This window comes from Nevskiales bacterium (assembly GCA_035574475.1).
Classification (GTDB): domain Bacteria; phylum Pseudomonadota; class Gammaproteobacteria; order Nevskiales; family DATLYR01; genus DATLYR01.
Genome location: DATLYR010000173.1, coordinates 1 through 15,284, shown reverse-complemented (window position 1 = coordinate 15,284; position 15,284 = coordinate 1). Strand labels below are relative to the sequence as shown.

Genomic DNA, 15,284 nt, shown 5'->3' with positions numbered 1-15,284 from the left:
CCGCCGCTGGCGCGCAGGTGCGGTGCGGCGGCCTGGGCCAGGAAGAACGGCGCCTTGAGGTTGCAGCCGATGAGATCCTCCCACTGCGCCTCGCTGGCCGTATCCAGGGGCGTAGGGTAGAAGGCCGAGGCATTGTTCACCAGCAGGTCCAGCCGCCTCCAGCGCGCCGCCGCGGCCCGCACCAGCATCCCCAGGGCGGCGCTGTCGCGCAGGTTGGCGGCGAGCAGCAGCATCGAATCCGGCCGTAGCGCCTCCAGCCGCGCCGCCAGGGCCTCGGCCTCGCTACGGCTGTAGCGGTAGTGCAGGGCGATGTTCATGCCGGCCGCATGCAGGGTCTCGGCGATGGCGGCGCCGAGGCGCCGGGCACCGCCGGTGATCAGGGCGGTGCGTCCGGCCAGGCTGGTGGTATGCTGCTCGCTCACGTCCTTCCCTCCGGCGCGGGGCCTTCCCGCGAGTTGTAGCCGAGTACCACGATGACTGCAAAATTTCTGACCCCGCCCGCCGGCCTGCCGGCGCCCGAGCCCGCGGCCGCCGCCCACGCCGTGCGCCTGGCCGAGCTGATCCGCGCCGAGATCGAGGCCGGCGGCGGCGCCATCTCCTTCCGCCGCTACATGGAACTGGCCCTGTACGCTCCCGCTCTGGGTTACTACAGCGCCGGGGCGCGCAAGTTCGGCCCGGGCGGCGATTTCATCACCGCGCCCGAGCTGTCGCCGCTGTTCTCCCGCTGTCTGGCGCGGCAGTGCGCCGAGGTGCTGACGCAGACTGGCGGCGACATCCTGGAGCTGGGGGCCGGCAGCGGCGTGATGGCGGCGGACATGCTGGCGGAGCTGGAGGCCCTGGCGGCGCTACCGGAGCGCTATCGCATCCTGGAACTCTCCGGCGAACTGCGCCAGCGCCAGCGCGAGACCCTGGCGGCGCGGGTGCCGCATCTGCTGTCGCGGGTGACCTGGCTGGAGCGCCTGCCCGAACCCGGCTTTCGCGGGGTGATGGTAGGCAACGAGGTGCTGGATGCCCTGCCGGTGGAGCGCTTCCAGCTCACCGCCGCCGGCCCGCGCCCGCTGGGCGTGACTTGGGACGGAGCGGGCTTCACCTGGACCGAGCTGGCGGAAGATCCAGCGCTGACGGCGGCGCTGCAGGCCAGCGAAGCGGCGCTAGGCTGGCGCCTGCCCCCCGGCTATGCATCGGAACTGTGCACCGCACTCGGCCCCTGGCTCACCGCCCTGGCCCAAGCCCTGGAGGCCGGCGTCTTGCTGTTCATCGACTACGGCTACCCGCGCCGCGAGTATTACCACCCAGAGCGCGACCGCGGCACGCTGCTCTGCCACTACCGGCACCACGCCCACGACGACCCCTTGGTTCTGCCCGGCCTGCAGGACATCACCGCCAGCGTCGACTTCAGCGCCGTGGCCGAGGCCGGGCTGGCGGCAGGGCTGGAGCTGGCCGGCTACACCAGCCAAGCGTATTTCCTGTTCGGCTGCGGCCTGGAGCGGCTGCTGGCCGAGGTGGACCCGGCCGATACCCGCCGCTACCTGGCGCTGACCGGCCAGGTCAAGCGCCTCACGCTGCCCGGCGAGATGGGCGAGCGCTTCCAGGCCATCGCCCTGGCGCGTGGCCTGGAGCGTCCGCTGTCCGCCTTCGTGCTGTTCGACCAGCGCAGACGGCTGTGATGCCCGGTTCGCCGCCGACCGATGCCGCCGGGCGGCGTCCCGCCCTCAGTCATCCTCGCCGGCAATGGCCTGCAGCCGTGCCTGATGCAGCGCCGCCCCCAGCTCGGTGCCGCGCAGCCCGCGCGCCAGCCAGGCTCGCGCATCCACCGCCAGCGCCTTGCGCCGTGCCTGCTCCAGGCGGGCGCTGGCCGCATCACTGGCGGCGAGCACGGCCACGGCGCGCAGGAAGGCGGCGAAGCGTTGCGTGCGGCGGAAGGCGTCGAGGGCCTCCAGCAGGGCGAGCAGGGCCGCGGCGTCGAGGGTGGCGGCGCGCCGCGCTGCGGCCTGGTGGCGGGCCACCGCTAGGGCCAGCTCGCGGTAGTCGTTGGGCACCCGTAGGCGCCGGCACAAAGCCTGGATGGGCGCCGTCGCCGCCGCGCCCGGGTCTGCGCCGAGACCGGCGCCGGCGCTGTGCAGCAGCACGGCGAAGCGCACCGGGCCATCCTCGCCGCGGGCCGCGGCCCGGGCCAGGGCGGCTTCGGCGGCGGCCCAGGCGTCGGCCCCCTCCTCCCACGGCTGGCCGGGCAGTCGCGCCAGCTCCGGAAACAGTCGGGCCAACGCGCCGCACTCGGCCAGCACCGTGAAAAAGCGCTGCGGCGCCGGCTCGAGCAGCGCCCGCGCCGTTTCCGCCCAGACCCGCTCGGGCACCAGGGCATCCACCTCGCCGGCTGCGACCATGGCGCGCATCAGTTCCAGGGTCTCCGGCGCCACGCGGAAACCGAGTCCGGCATAGCGGGCGGCGAAGCGGGCCAGGCGCAGGATGCGCACCGGGTCTTCGGCGAAGGCCGGCGAAACGTGGCGCAGCAGCCGCGCCTCCAGATCGCGGCGGCCGCCGTAGGGATCGATCAGGGTTCCGTCGGCGGCGCGGGCCATGGCGTTGATGGTCAGGTCGCGCCGCGCCAGGTCCTGCTCCAGGGTGACGTCCGGGGCGGCGTGGAAGCGAAAGCCGTGGTAGCCGGGCGCGGTCTTGCGCTCGGTGCGGGCCAGGGCGTACTCCTCGCGGGTCTCGGGGTGGAGGAAGACCGGGAAGTCCTTGCCCACCGGCTGGTAGCCCAGACGCAGCAATTCCTCCACGGTGGCGCCGACCACCACCCAGTCGCGCTCCTGCACCGGACGGCCCAGCAGCTCGTCGCGTACCGCGCCGCCGACCAGATAGATCTGCATCGTGCCTCCCATTGTCTATGACAAACGCCCAGGATAGCGTAGGGCACCGAGGAGGTGACGATGCGCGCGCTGCTGCTCCTGTTCCTGGCCCTGCTCGGCGGTTGCGCCCAGCTGGCCTACTATAACCAAGCCCTGCAGGGCCAGAGCGATCTGCTGGCCCGACGCCGGCACCTGGACCTGGTGCTGGCTGAGACCGGCGACGGCGAGCTGCGCGCGCGCCTGGACAAGGCCCGCGACATGCGCGACTACGCCAGCCGGGCGCTAGCCCTGCCGGCCAACGGCAGCTATACCGGCTATGCCGACCTGGGCCGGCCCTGGGTGGTGCTCAACGTCTTCGCCACTCCCGAGCTGTCCTTGCAGCCGCGCCGCTGGTGCTTTCCCATCGTCGGCTGCCTGGACTACCGCGGCTATTTCCGCCGCGACTACGCCGAGCGCCTGGCGGCCGAGCTGCGCGCGCAGGGCTACGACGTCTGGCTGGGGCCGGTGCCGGCCTATTCCAGCCTGGGCTGGTTCGACGATCCGCTGCTCAACACCTTCATCCGCTGGGACGACGGCCGGCTGGCGGAGCTCTTGTTCCACGAGCTGGCCCATCAGCGCTACTACCTGGCCGGCGATACCGAGTTCAACGAGGCCTACGCCAGCGCCGTCGGCCGCCTCGGCGCGCGGCGCTGGCTGGCCGAGCGCGGCACCGCGGAGGAGCGCCAGCGCTACGAGCTCTTCCTGCAGCGCCAGCGCCAGTTCCTGACGCTGGTGCTGCAGGCGCGGGAACGGCTGCAGGCGCTGTATGCGAGCGCGCTTCCGGAGGCGGAGAAGCGCGCCGGCAAGGCGCGCGTCCTGGAGCAATTGCGGGCCCGCTACCGAGGCTTGCGCGATACCGAGTGGGGCGGCTTCGCCGGCTACGACCCCTGGTTCGAGCGCGACCTCAACAACGCCAAACTGGCGGCGGTGGTGACCTATGAGCGCTACGTGCCGGCCTTCGAGGCACTGTTTCGCGCGCAAGGGGAGGATTTCCGGCGCTTCCACCAGGCCGTGGAAGCGCTGGGGGCGCTGCTCAGTCGCGCCGCGCCACCTGGCGATAGCGGTCGTAATGACGGCGTCCGGCCAGGCCGCGCAGATGCGGCCCCATGATGGCCTCCACCGAGTGCGGGGTGATACCGAGCTGGGCCAGGCCGGGGCCGCCGTGGCAGACATTGTCTACCTGCAGCGAGCGGTAGTTGTCCAGAGAGAAGGGCTGGCCCGGCAGTTTCTCCATGATCACGGCCTGCAGCCGCGCCAGGGCGTCGGGCAGGCCGACGATCTTGTAACGGCAGCGGCCGGTCTCGACGGCGGTGTATTCCACTAGCTCGCGGAAGGTGTAGCTGCGCGGGCCGCACAGCTCATAGGACTGACCATGGCTGGCCGGATCGTCGAGGGCGGCGACGAAGGCCTCGACCACGTCACCGACGTAGACCGGCGCGAACCGGGTATTGGGGCAGGCCAGCGGCAATACCGGGGCGAACTTGAGCAGGCCGGCGAAGCGGTTGAAGAAGTGGTCGTCGGGGCCGAACATGATCGACGGCCGGAAGGCGGTCACTGCCACGCCGCGGGCGGCGCCCTCGGCCAGCGCGCCCAGCTCGCCCTCGCCCTTGCTCTTCAGGTACAGGCTGGGGCCGTGCACGGCATCGGCGTTGAGGGCGCTCATGTGCAGGCAGCGACCCACGCCGGCGCTGGCGCAGGCTTCCACTACGCGGCGCGGCAGTTCGGCGTGGACACGGTGGAATTCGTCGGCGCTGCCGTTGAGGATACCGATCAGGTTGATCACGACCTGGCAGCCGGCGAACTGGGCCGCCAGGGTCTCGCTGCCGAAGTCGGCGACCTGGATCAGCTCCACCCGGGGCAGCACGCTCAGCTCCCGATGGCGCTCGCGATTCCTGGTCAAAACGCGTACCTGATAGCCCAGGTCATAAAGGCGGGGCACCAGATGGCTGCCCACGAAGCCGGTGCCGCCCAACACGCAGATGGTTTCGATCTTCATAGTTGTTCCCAAGCGCTGCTCTGGCTCATGCTGGCAGGGCGCGCCGGCGCGGGCGCGCCGTCGCGCCGTCGAGGCCGCGGCACTGTATCACGAATCCAGCGCCGGCGGCCTGAATTTCTTGCTATCTCGACAAAGGAAAGCATAACGTGATCGAACTGTTGGAGCTGCTGCTGTTCTACCTGGTGCTCGGCGCTTTCGCGGGGATCATGGCCGGCCTGCTGGGCGTGGGCGGGGGCCTGATCATCGTGCCCAGCGTAGCCTGGGTGCTGCACCTGCAGGGCGCCGATCCCGGCACCATCATGCACCTGGCCATCGGCACCTCCCTGGCCACCATCGTCGTCACCTCGGTGTCCTCGGTGCGCGCCCACCACCGTCACGGCGCAGTGCTGTGGCCGGCGTTCCGGCAACTCATCCCCGGTATCGTCATCGGCGCCCTGCTCGGCGCCGAGGTGGCCGATGCGCTGCCCAGCGCCACCCTGCGCGTGGTGTTCGCGGTATTCGTGCTGATCATCGCCGCCCAGATCGGCTTCGGCGCCAAGCCAGCGCCGCACCGCGGCCTGCCCGGCGTGCTCGGGATGACAGCAGCCGGTGGCGTGATCGGCGCCGTCTCGGCTATCGTCGGCATCGGCGGCGGCTCGCTCACCGTGCCCTTCCTGACCTGGTGTAACGTCTCCATCCGCAACGCCGTGGCCACCTCCGCGGCCTGCGGTCTGCCCATCGCCGTGGCCGGTGCAGTGGGCTTTGTTGCCAACGGCTGGGGCAAGCCGGAGCTGCCGCCGTGGAGCCTGGGCTATGTCTATACCCCGGCGCTGATGGGCATCAGCATCGCCAGCATGGCCTTCGCGCCCCTCGGGGCGCAGCTTGCCCATCGTTGGCCCACCGCGGTGCTGAAGCGCGTGTTTGCAGGATTTCTGGCGGCAGTCGGACTAAAAATGTTGATAGGTTGAGGCCGGTTGCCCGCGAGGTCTACCATGTCCCGTCACGTCTTGCCGCTGCTCTTTACCCTGCTGCTCGCCGCCTGCGCCACCGGCCCGGTGGCGCAAGAGCCGGTGCCACCCTGGAGCGTGGTCGGGGTGGGCAATGCCCGCTGTCAGGACTACAGCGCCAGCCTCGGTCAGCCGGCCGGACAGCGCTTGCGCGAGTGGGTGCTGGGCTATGCCGCCGGGCTGGATGCGCCGGCCCCGTATATGGGGCTCGGCGCCAACCCCGGCGCCCATCCGGTTGCAGCCGACGAGCTTGGCGCCCAGGGCTGGCTGGCCCAGCACTGCGCCGCCAATCCCGAGCGCCCGCTGCATCTGGCGGTGCGGCAGTGGCTGAGTGAGCCGCGCCCGGCGGTGGCCAAACCCGTGACCGGCCTGGGTGGACAACCCTGCAGCGACTACAACGCTCATGGCGACGGCACGCCGGAGCGGGCACTGTACGAACAGTGGATGCTCGGCTTCATCACCGGCCTCAATGCCCGCGCCCCCTATACCAGCGCGGTGCTGAGCGGCGCCGATCTCAACGCCGACGACCTGTGGCGGCCATACGATCCCAAGCCTCTGCAGCGACTCACCGACTATTGCCGGGAGCAGCCTCAGGCCACCTTCCAGGCGGCGGTGGAGCGCCTCGCCGCGCGCGAGTACTGGGAACTGCAGATACGCGAGCGCCGGGAGAACCGGCGCCGGCCGTTCTGGATCTTCCCCGGCAGCGACTAGCCACGCCCCAGCAGTCCGCGCAGGTTGGCCAGGTGCGCCCGGCCGCGCTCCTGGCGCAGCTCCGGGGCGACCTCCTGGCCTGCGCCCTCCCATTCCAGTTCCTCCGCCGGCAGTTCCTGCAGGAAGCGGCTGGGGATGCAGCCCTCCCACTCGCCGTAGCGCTTGCGCCGCTGGGCGTAGCTCAGGGTCAGGCTCTGCTGGGCGCGGGTGATGCCGACGTACAGCAGCCGCCGCTCCTCCTCGATCTGGCCGCCGTCGATGCTGTTGCGATGGGGCAGGATGTCCTCTTCCAGCCCGACCAGGAACACGTGCGGAAACTCCAGGCCCTTGGCGGCATGCAGGGTCATGAGATGGACGGCGTCGCGTTCGCCCGCGTCCTGGCCCTGGTCGAGGAGGGTATAGAGGGTGAGCCTGGCCACCCGCTCGGCCAGGGTCGATGCAGCGCCTTCGGCTGTTTCGCCCATGCGTGCCAGCCAGTCCACCAGCTCCAGCACGTTGGCCATGCGCCGCTCGGCGGTCTTGGGGTTGCTGGCCTGATCCTTGAGCCACTCGGCGTAGCGCATCTCTTGGATGAGATCGCGCACCGCCGCCACCGGCTCGCCGTGGCGGCCGCGCTCGGCGAGCTCCTCGAGCCAGTGGGCGAACTGGGCAAGGCGCAGCGCAGCCCGCTCCTCCAGCACCGCGCGCAGACCCAACTCGGAACAGGCCTGGAGCAAGGGGATGCCGCGCCCGGCGGCATAGCCGGCCAGCTTCTCCAGGGTAGCGGGACCGATCTCGCGGCGCGGGGTGTTGACGATACGCAAAAAGGCGGCGTCGTCTTCTGGGTTGGTGAGCAGGCGCAGATAGGCCAGCAGGTCCTTGACCTCGGCGTTGTCAAAAAACGACTGTGCGCCGGAAAGCTGATAGGGCACGCGATGTTCGCGTAGCACCTTTTCGAACAGCCGCGACTGGTGGTTGCTGCGGTAGAGGATGGCGTAGTCGCGATAGGCGGCGCGGCTCTTGAAGCGGTGGGTGATGAGCTCGGTCACCACCTTTTCGGCCTCGTGCTCGGCGTGCTTGCAGACGAGGACGCGGATCGGCTCGCCGTGGCCGAGCTCGCTCCACAGGTTTTTCTCGCCCAGGGGGCGCGGATTGTGGCGGATGAGGTGGTTGGCGGCCTTGAGGATGCGCCGGCTGGAGCGGTAATTCTGCTCCAGCTTGATGATCTTCAGCTGCGGATAGTCCTCGGCCAGCAGGCGCAGGTTCTGCGGCTGGGCGCCGCGCCAGGCGTAGATCGACTGGTCGTCGTCGCCCACCGCGGTGAGCGCGCCGCGCACGCCGATCAGCGCCTTGACCAGTTGGTACTGGCAGGCGTTGGTGTCCTGGTACTCGTCCACCAGCAGATAACGGATGCGCCCCTGCCAGGCTTCACGGATGTCGGGGCGCTCGCCAAGCAACCGCAGCGGCTGGCCGATGAGGTCGTCGAAATCCAGAGCGTTGTAGGCGAGGAGCTGCTTCTGGTAGACGCCGTAGACCCTGGCCGCGCTCAGGGTAGCGGCATCCCGGGCCTCGGCCAGGGCCGCCTCCGGGCTGACCAGGGCGTTCTTCCAGTGCGAGATCAGCCACTGGATGCGGCTCGCTTCGGCTTCATCCTCTTGAGCGGCCAGCGCCTGGATCAACTGCAGGCTGTCGCGGGCGTCGTAGATGGAAAAGCCGGGGCGGTAGCCCAGGGCCTTGAGCTCGCGGCGCACGATGTCCAGGCCCAGGGTGTGGAAGGTCGAGACGCGCAGGCCCTGGACCTCGCCGGACTTGAGCAGCTTGCCGACGCGCTCCTGCATCTCGCGGGCGGCCTTGTTGGTGAAGGTCACGGCGGCGATGGCGCGGGCCGGAATGCCGCAGTCGCGGATCAGGTAAGCGATCTTCTGGGTGATCACCCGGGTCTTGCCGCTGCCGGCGCCGGCCAGCACCAGCAAAGGCCCGTCGATGTAACGCACGGCGGCGCGCTGTTGCGGGTTGAGGGTGTCCATGAGGTGTTGCGTGTCGTCGCCAAGGCTGGGCCAGGCATTCTAACCCAGCGCACGGGCAGGACCGCAGGGCGCGGTCGCGCCTTGCGGGCGAAGCGCTGAGCCACCACTTCCGGCAGCCGATCCAGGCCGCGGCTCCTGGCACACCGTCCGCTCACGGCGGCAACAGGGCGCGACTGACCTGCGTCAGGCAGTGCGCGAAGAACGCCGCTGCCGGTGTCAGCGGCACGTCTGGCCGAGTCAGCAGCAGCAGTTCGATATCGCACGGGCGCAACTGCGCATTCTCCACTGCGACGATGCCGCGCGACTCGGGATGGCCAAGCAAGGGTTCGGGGAAGATGCTGACGACGTCGGAGTGGCGCAGCAGCGTCATCGCGGCCAGGGTTTCGCACAGCACCACGCGGCGCGGCGGGGTCACGCCGGCCAGCGCGAACATCGCATCGACGCGCAGCTGGCGGCCGTCGGCGATCGGGGTCGTGAACACCCATTCGAGCTCGGTCAGCGCGCGGGCCGTCGGATCGGCCAGCACCGGATGCCCCGCGCGCACGACGATGTGCTGGCGTGCCTGCAGGATGCGGGTGGTGTCGAACTCGTCATCCTGCAACTCGCCGACGTCGGCCGCCACCACCGCGATGTCCAGGGTGCCGTCGCGCAGCCGAGGCAACACACGTGTCATCAGGCCTTCGATCAGCTGCACCTCGACATTGCGGTAGCGCTGGCGGAACCAGCGGAACGCCTCACCGAGCGCCGTCAGCGTCAGGAACGGGGTGACGCCGATGCGTACGGTGCCGCTGTCCTCGCCGCTGGCCTGGCGCAGGTCGTCGCGCGCCAGCGCAACCTGGCGGGTGATCAACCGTGCGCGTGCCAGCAGGCGCTGGCCGGCCTCGGTGAGATCGACGCCGCGCGAGCGGCGCAGCAGCAACGGCACGCCGGCCTCCTCCTCGAGCAGGCGCATGGATTTGGTGACGGCCGCCTGCGACAGGTGCAGCTGCTTCGCGGCCGCACGGATGCCGCCGGTTTCGGCCACGGCGACCAGCACCTGTAGTTGCTGCAGCTTCATCGCTGTGCAGCGGCCGCCGGCGGCAGGCAACACCCTGGCTCCGCTCTCGCCTGCCGAAGCCTGGAAGTCGTCGATACGCTCAGCTCGCTGAGCTCTTTGTACATAAGCTGTTTACCAAAGTTTTCCGCAACATTCTGGCTCATCATCGCTCGATCCGAATGACAACCAAAAGTTGTCATGGCGACGTAATGTTGCTTTTCATTTGCCGGTTAGGTCTCCCACAATCCAGGCTACCACAACGCCGATGACGTCGCCGCAGGAGTCCCTCGTGAAGCATCCGAGCCGCCAAGACCATCAACCTGCAGCCGCTGCAGTGATGCCGGTGCCGACGCACCCGCTGATCGCGGCGCTACGTGCGCAGGCGCCCGAATTCGTGGCCTTGCGGCGCGATCTCCACCGCCACCCGGAGCTGGGGCTGGCCGAGCAGCGTACCGCGCAGCTGATCGCCGAGCGCCTCGAAGCCTGGGGCTACACCGTGCACCGCGGCCTAGCTGGTACCGGCGTGGTCGGGCAGCTCGAGCGTGGCAGCGGCCGCAAGCGCCTGGGCCTGCGCGCCGACATGGATGCGCTGCCGATCCACGAAACCAGTGGCCTGCCCTGGGCCAGCGTGCACGACGGCGTGATGCACGCCTGCGGCCACGACGGCCATACCGCGATGCTGCTCGCCGCGGCCAAGCATATCGCCGAACACGGTCGCTTCTCGGGCACGCTGAACCTGATCTTCCAGCCGGCCGAGGAGCACCCGGGCGGCGCACGGCTGATGATCGAGCAGGGCCTGTTCGAGCGCTTCCCCTGTGACGCGATCTTCGCGATGCACAACATGCCCGGCATCGCGCAAGGGCGCTTCGTGTTCCGCGACGGCGCGGCGATGGCATCGAGCGACGACGTCACCATCACGCTCACCGGCCGCGGCGGCCACGGTGCGGTACCGCACCAGGCGGCCGACCCGGTGGTGGCGGCGGCGAGCATCGTGCTGGCGCTGCAGACCATCGTCGCGCGCAACGTCGATCCGCGCCATGCCGCGGTGGTGACCGTCGGCGCGCTCAACGCCGGACGCGCCAACAACGTCATCCCGCAGCAGGCGCGGCTGGAGCTGAGCGTGCGCGCGCTCGATCGCGAGGTGCGCGACCTGCTGGAGAGCCGCATCCGCACGCTGGTCGCGGCGCAGGCGGAGAGCTTCGGGGTCAGCGCAGTCATCAACTACCGGCGCGACTACCCGGTGCTGGTCAATACGCCTGAGGAGACCGCACTGGCGCGCCGCGTCGGCGCCGAGCTGCTGGGCGCAGATGGCATCACGCCCCAGGGCGAGGCGCTCACCGGCAGCGAGGATTTCGCCTTCATGCTCGAGCACTGCCCCGGCAGCTATGTGCTGATCGGCAACGGCGCAGGCGTCGGCGCCTGCATGGTCCACAACCCCGGCTACGACTTCAACGACAACAACATTGCGATCGGCGCCGCCTTCTGGGCGCTGCTGACCGAACGCTTCCTCACCGACTGACCGCCGCGGCCACGCCCGGCACCACCAGAGGAGATACCCATGAACATACGACGTCGCACATGGCTGGCCTGCATCGCAGCCGCCGCCGCCTGGCTGGCCACCGGCCTGCCCTCGGGCGCCATGGCCCAGGACGGCCCGGGCGGGGCGCTGAACGTAGCCATCTTTCCTGAGCCCAACATCATCGTCGGCGGATGGGGCCAGACTGGCCCGTCGCAGCTGGTCAACGGCAACATCTACGAGGGCCTGCTGCGCTACAACGACAAGCTCGAGCCCATGCCCGGGTTGGCCACGGCATGGGCCATCAGCGCCGATTCCCTGGTCTATACCTTTACCCTCAAGCGCGATGTCACCTGGCACGACGGCCAACCCTTCGATGCCCAGGACGTTGTCTTCAGCATCGACAAGATTGCCCGCACGCTGAACCCGCGGGTACGCGTAGCGCTGCAAGCGGTCGAGAGCATCAAGGCGCTTGACAGCCACACGGTGGAAATCCGGCTCAAGGAGGTGTTCGCGCCCTTCATCGGCCTGTTCGACGTCAGCACCATCCCGATCGTGCCGCGCCACCTCTATGAAAACGCCGACCTGGCCGGCAAGCCGCCCGCCGGTCCGATAGTCGGCACCGGCCCGTACCGGTTCAAGGAGTGGGTGCGCGGCGCGTACATCCATCTGGTGCGCAATGAGCGCTACCACGAGGCCGGCGTGCCGAAGATCGACAATGTCTTCTTCCACGTCATCCCCGACGCCGCCTCGCGCGCTGCGGCCTTCGAAGCGGGCAAGATCGACGTGCTGCCCGGCGGCACGGTCGAGTATTTCGACGTCGCCCGCCTGGCCACGCTGCCCGGCGTGGCGGTCACCAGCAAGGGCTGGGAGAAGTTCGCGCCGCTGGCCTGGCTGTGGATCAATCACCGCAATCCGCTGTTCCAGGACCTGCGCGTGCGCCAGGCCATCGCGCTGGCCATCGACCGCGAGGCGCTCTCCAAGGTGGTCTGGCAGGGCTATGCGCCAGCTGCCAGCGGCCCCTTCCACCGCCAGACGCCCTTCTACAGCGCGGCGACCGTGCAGCCCCAGCGCGACAAGGACAAGGCGCGCAAGCTGCTGGCCGAAGCCGGCTACCAGGGTCAGTCGGTGCGCCTGGTCGGCCTGCCTTTCGGCGAGACCTGGAACCGCAGCGCCGAGCTGGTGCGGCAGAACCTGCTTGAGGCCGGGTTCAAGGTCGAGCTGGTCAGCACCGATCTGGCCGGCGCAGTGGCCAAGGCGTCGAACTGGGACTTCGATCTTGCCTTCACCTTGATGTACCAGTACGGCGATCCAGCGCTGGGCGTCAGCCGCAACTACGTCAGCAGCGAGATCCAGAAGGGTTCGCCCTTCAATAACGTGGGTGGGTACCAGAACGCCAAGGTCGATGAGCTGTTCCGCCGCGGCGCGGGCACCGCCGACCCGCAGCAGCGCGCCGCGGCCTATGCCGAGGCACAGAAGCTACTGATCGACGAGGTGGCCGCGGTCTGGCTGCTGGAGCTGGACTTCCCCACCGTGTATCGCAGCAAGCTCGACAACCTGGTCAACTCCGGCATCGGGCTCAACGACAGCCTGGCACGGGCCGCGTTCACCAGCCGCTGAGTCCGGCCCGAAGCCACAAGAGGCAATGCCGAGATGGACAAGCTCATCTTCCTCCTGCGCCGGCTCGGGCATGGACTGGCGACGCTGCTGCTGATCGCGGTGATGAACTTCCTGCTCATCCACGCCGCCCCCGGCGACCCGGCCACCGTGCTGGCCGGTGAGTCGGGCGCAGCCGACGAGCAGTTTCTGCAGCAGCTGCGCGAGCGCTTCGACCTCGACCGCCCGCTGCCGCAGCAGTTGGCCGGCTACCTGGGACGCCTGCTGCAGGGCGATCTGGGCGACAGCTACCGCCAGCAGCAGCCGGTGATCGACCTCATCGTCGAGCGGCTGCCGGCGACGCTGCTGCTGACCAGCAGCGCCTTCGCGCTGTCGCTGCTGTTTGGCGTAACCCTGGGTGTCTGGGCCAGCCGGCATGCGGGGCGCTGGCAGGACAGCGCGATCAGCACCCTGGCCCTGTTGTTCTACGCCACGCCGCTGTTCTGGGTGGCGCTGCTGGCGGTGCTGGTGTTCTCGGTGTGGCTGCCCTGGCTGCCGGGCTTCGGCTACGAGACCGTCGGCGCCGGCTTCACCGGCTGGGCACGCGCGCTCGACATCGCCCGCCACCTGGTGCTGCCCACGCTGGTGCTGGCGCTGTTCTACATGGCGGTCTATGCGCGCATGACGCGCGCCTCGATGCTCGAGATCGTGCATCAAGACTTCGTCAAGACCGCGCGCGCCAAGGGCGTGCCCGAAGGCCGCATCCTGCGCGCCCATGTGCTGCGCAACGCGCTGCTGCCGGTGATCACGCTGGCCGGCATGCAGGCTGGGGCGATGGTCGGCGGCGCGGTGCTGATCGAGACCGTATTCGCCTGGCCCGGCATCGGCCGGCTGCTGTTCGAGGCGCTGGCGCAGCGCGACTACGCGCTGCTGCTCGGCACCTTCCTCGTCACCGCCTCGATCGCCGTGCTGTTCAACCTGCTGACCGACGTGGTGTACACGCTGGTCGACCCGCGGATCGAACTGTCATGAAGCATCCTTTCCTGAGCTCTTTCCTGCGCCGGTTCCGGCGCAACCGCGGCGCGCTCGCCGGGCTGGTGGTGCTGGTGACCGTGGTGCTGCTGGCGCTGCTCGGCCCCGCCTGCGTCGCCAACGACCCCTGGGCGATGGTGGCGCGGCCATTCGTGCCGCCTTTGACCGCCGACGGCTTGCCGTTCGGCTCCGATACGCTGGGCCGCGATGTCGCCGCCGGGCTGGTGCACGGCGCGCGCGTCTCGCTGCTGATCGGCCTGGTTTCGACCGCGGCCGCGCTGCTGATCGGCGTCACGCTGGGCGCGCTGGCCGGCTACCACGGCGGCTGGGTCGATACCACGGTGATGCGCTTTACCGAGCTGTTCCACGCAGTGCCGGGCTTTGCACTCGCGGTCGTGCTGGTGGCGATCTTCCAGCCAACCCTCTACTCGATCGTCGCCGCCATCGCCGCGGTGTCGTGGCCGCCGGTGGCGCGGCTGGTGCGCAGCGAGTTCCTCAGCCTGCGCCAGCGCGAGTTCGTGCAGGCCGCTGCTCTGGCAGGCCAGGGCAGCACGCGCATCATCTTCAGTCAGATCCTGCCCAATGCCGCCTCGCCTATCATCGTGATGGCCTCGCTGATGGTGGCCGGCGCGATCCTGCTCGAATCCGGGCTGAGCTTTCTCGGGCTCGGCGACCCGAACCTGATGAGCTGGGGCTATATGGTCGGTTCGGCGCGCACCGCGCTGCGCCAGGCCTGGTGGATCGCGGTGTTCCCCGGGCTGGCGATCGCGCTCACCGTGCTGGCGCTGAACCTGGTGGGCGAAGGACTCAACGACGGTCTCAATGCGCGCCGCGACGGGAGGACACGATGAGTACCGTGCTCGATATTCAGAACCTGAGCATTCGTCTGCCCGCCGGCGCCGACCGCGCACTCGCCGTCGAGTCCGCCAGCCTGCAGTTGCACGCCGGCCGCACGCTGTGCGTGGTGGGCGAGTCGGGCTCGGGCAAGTCGATGATCGCCAATGCGGTGATGGGCCTGCTGCCGCGGCCGCAGGTGGCGCCGGTGGCCGGGCGCATCGTGTTCGAGGGCCGCGACCTGCTGGCGCTGTCCGAGCGCGAGATGCGCGCGCTGCGCGGGAGCCGCATCGGCATGATCTTCCAGGAGCCGATGACCTCGCTGAACCCACTGATGCGCATCGGCGAGCAGATCGCCGAGGTGCTCGACAGCCACCTGCGGCTGCCGCGCGCCGCGCGCCGCGCGCGCGTGCTGGCGGCCCTGCGCGACGTCGGCCTGCCCGACCCCGAGGCGCTGGCCGAGAGCTTCCCGCACCGCCTGTCGGGCGGCCAGCGCCAGCGCGTGATGATCGCCGCCGCGCTGGCGCTGGCGCCGACGCTGCTGATCGCCGACGAGCCGACCACTGCGCTCGATGTCACCACGCAGGCGCAGATCCTGGCGCTGATCAAGGACCTGCAGAAGCGGCACGGCATGGCGGTGCTGTTCATCACCCACGACTTTGGTGTGGTCGCGCAGATCGCCG

At 69.8% G+C, this 15,284-nt stretch carries 14 protein-coding genes; 9 read left to right on the top strand and 5 right to left on the bottom strand.

Translation table 11 applies throughout. The features are described 5' to 3' along the window. Nucleotides 1–422: SDR family NAD(P)-dependent oxidoreductase (locus tag VNJ47_10600; protein HXG29280.1), on the bottom strand; the 422-nt coding region annotated here is incomplete at its 3' end. A 51-nt stretch (nucleotides 423–473) separates the two neighbouring features. Between VNJ47_10600 and VNJ47_10595 the strand changes: the two genes are divergently transcribed. Next, nucleotides 474–1,667, top strand: a complete 1,194-nt coding sequence (locus VNJ47_10595) for an SAM-dependent methyltransferase (GenBank protein HXG29279.1) — start codon at nucleotides 474–476, stop codon at nucleotides 1,665–1,667. A gap of 45 nt (nucleotides 1,668–1,712) precedes the next feature. Here the strand turns inward: VNJ47_10595 and VNJ47_10590 are convergent, their stop codons facing one another. Further along, nucleotides 1,713–2,870 carry a multifunctional CCA addition/repair protein gene (locus tag VNJ47_10590; GenBank protein ID HXG29278.1) on the bottom strand — a complete coding sequence of 386 codons (1,158 nt, stop codon included), beginning with the start codon at nucleotides 2,868–2,870 and terminating at the stop codon, nucleotides 1,713–1,715. A 60-nt stretch (nucleotides 2,871–2,930) separates the two neighbouring features. Between VNJ47_10590 and VNJ47_10585 the strand changes: the two genes are divergently transcribed. After that, nucleotides 2,931–3,998: an aminopeptidase gene (locus VNJ47_10585; protein HXG29277.1), complete on the top strand. Its 1,068-nt coding sequence runs from the start codon at nucleotides 2,931–2,933 to the stop codon at nucleotides 3,996–3,998. On the opposite strand, the gene VNJ47_10580 is transcribed toward VNJ47_10585, so the two are convergent. Continuing rightward, complete coding sequence (locus VNJ47_10580) at nucleotides 3,922–4,884, bottom strand: complex I NDUFA9 subunit family protein (GenBank protein HXG29276.1); 963 nt, start codon at nucleotides 4,882–4,884, stop codon at nucleotides 3,922–3,924. The genes VNJ47_10585 and VNJ47_10580 overlap by 77 nt on opposite strands. Nucleotides 4,885–5,030: 146 nt before the next feature. Between VNJ47_10580 and VNJ47_10575 the strand changes: the two genes are divergently transcribed. Further along, nucleotides 5,031–5,831 (top strand): sulfite exporter TauE/SafE family protein, encoded by an 801-nt coding sequence (locus VNJ47_10575; protein HXG29275.1) that lies wholly within the window; start codon nucleotides 5,031–5,033, stop codon nucleotides 5,829–5,831. Between the two features lie 24 nt (nucleotides 5,832–5,855). After that, nucleotides 5,856–6,581: a hypothetical protein gene (locus VNJ47_10570; GenBank protein ID HXG29274.1), complete on the top strand. Its 726-nt coding sequence runs from the start codon at nucleotides 5,856–5,858 to the stop codon at nucleotides 6,579–6,581. On the opposite strand, the gene rep is transcribed toward VNJ47_10570, so the two are convergent. Together rep and VNJ47_10560 are read right to left on the bottom strand one after the other, a co-directional pair. Next, complete coding sequence (rep, locus tag VNJ47_10565) at nucleotides 6,578–8,587, bottom strand: DNA helicase Rep (protein ID HXG29273.1); 2,010 nt, start codon at nucleotides 8,585–8,587, stop codon at nucleotides 6,578–6,580. The genes VNJ47_10570 and rep overlap by 4 nt on opposite strands. A gap of 151 nt (nucleotides 8,588–8,738) precedes the next feature. Continuing rightward, nucleotides 8,739–9,644 (bottom strand): LysR substrate-binding domain-containing protein, encoded by a 906-nt coding sequence (locus VNJ47_10560; GenBank protein HXG29272.1) that lies wholly within the window; start codon nucleotides 9,642–9,644, stop codon nucleotides 8,739–8,741. Between the two features lie 268 nt (nucleotides 9,645–9,912). Here VNJ47_10560 and VNJ47_10555 point away from each other — a divergent pair, with 268 nt between their 5' ends. The 5 genes from VNJ47_10555 to VNJ47_10535 all read left to right on the top strand — a co-directional run. Next, the gene (locus VNJ47_10555; GenBank protein HXG29271.1) at nucleotides 9,913–11,142 is read left to right on the top strand and encodes a M20 aminoacylase family protein; all 1,230 of its coding nucleotides are present in this window, start codon (nucleotides 9,913–9,915) and stop codon (nucleotides 11,140–11,142) included. Nucleotides 11,143–11,181: 39 nt separating this feature from the next. Next, nucleotides 11,182–12,759, top strand: a complete 1,578-nt coding sequence (locus VNJ47_10550; GenBank protein HXG29270.1) for an ABC transporter substrate-binding protein — start codon at nucleotides 11,182–11,184, stop codon at nucleotides 12,757–12,759. Between the two features lie 33 nt (nucleotides 12,760–12,792). Continuing rightward, nucleotides 12,793–13,767: an ABC transporter permease gene (locus VNJ47_10545; GenBank protein HXG29269.1), complete on the top strand. Its 975-nt coding sequence runs from the start codon at nucleotides 12,793–12,795 to the stop codon at nucleotides 13,765–13,767. Beyond that, complete coding sequence (locus tag VNJ47_10540; GenBank protein ID HXG29268.1) at nucleotides 13,764–14,618, top strand: ABC transporter permease; 855 nt, start codon at nucleotides 13,764–13,766, stop codon at nucleotides 14,616–14,618. The genes VNJ47_10545 and VNJ47_10540 overlap by 4 nt, the downstream gene beginning before the upstream one ends. Continuing rightward, the coding region (locus VNJ47_10535) for an ABC transporter ATP-binding protein (protein ID HXG29267.1) at nucleotides 14,615–15,284 on the top strand (670 nt) is incomplete at its 3' end. The genes VNJ47_10540 and VNJ47_10535, both read left to right, overlap by 4 nt.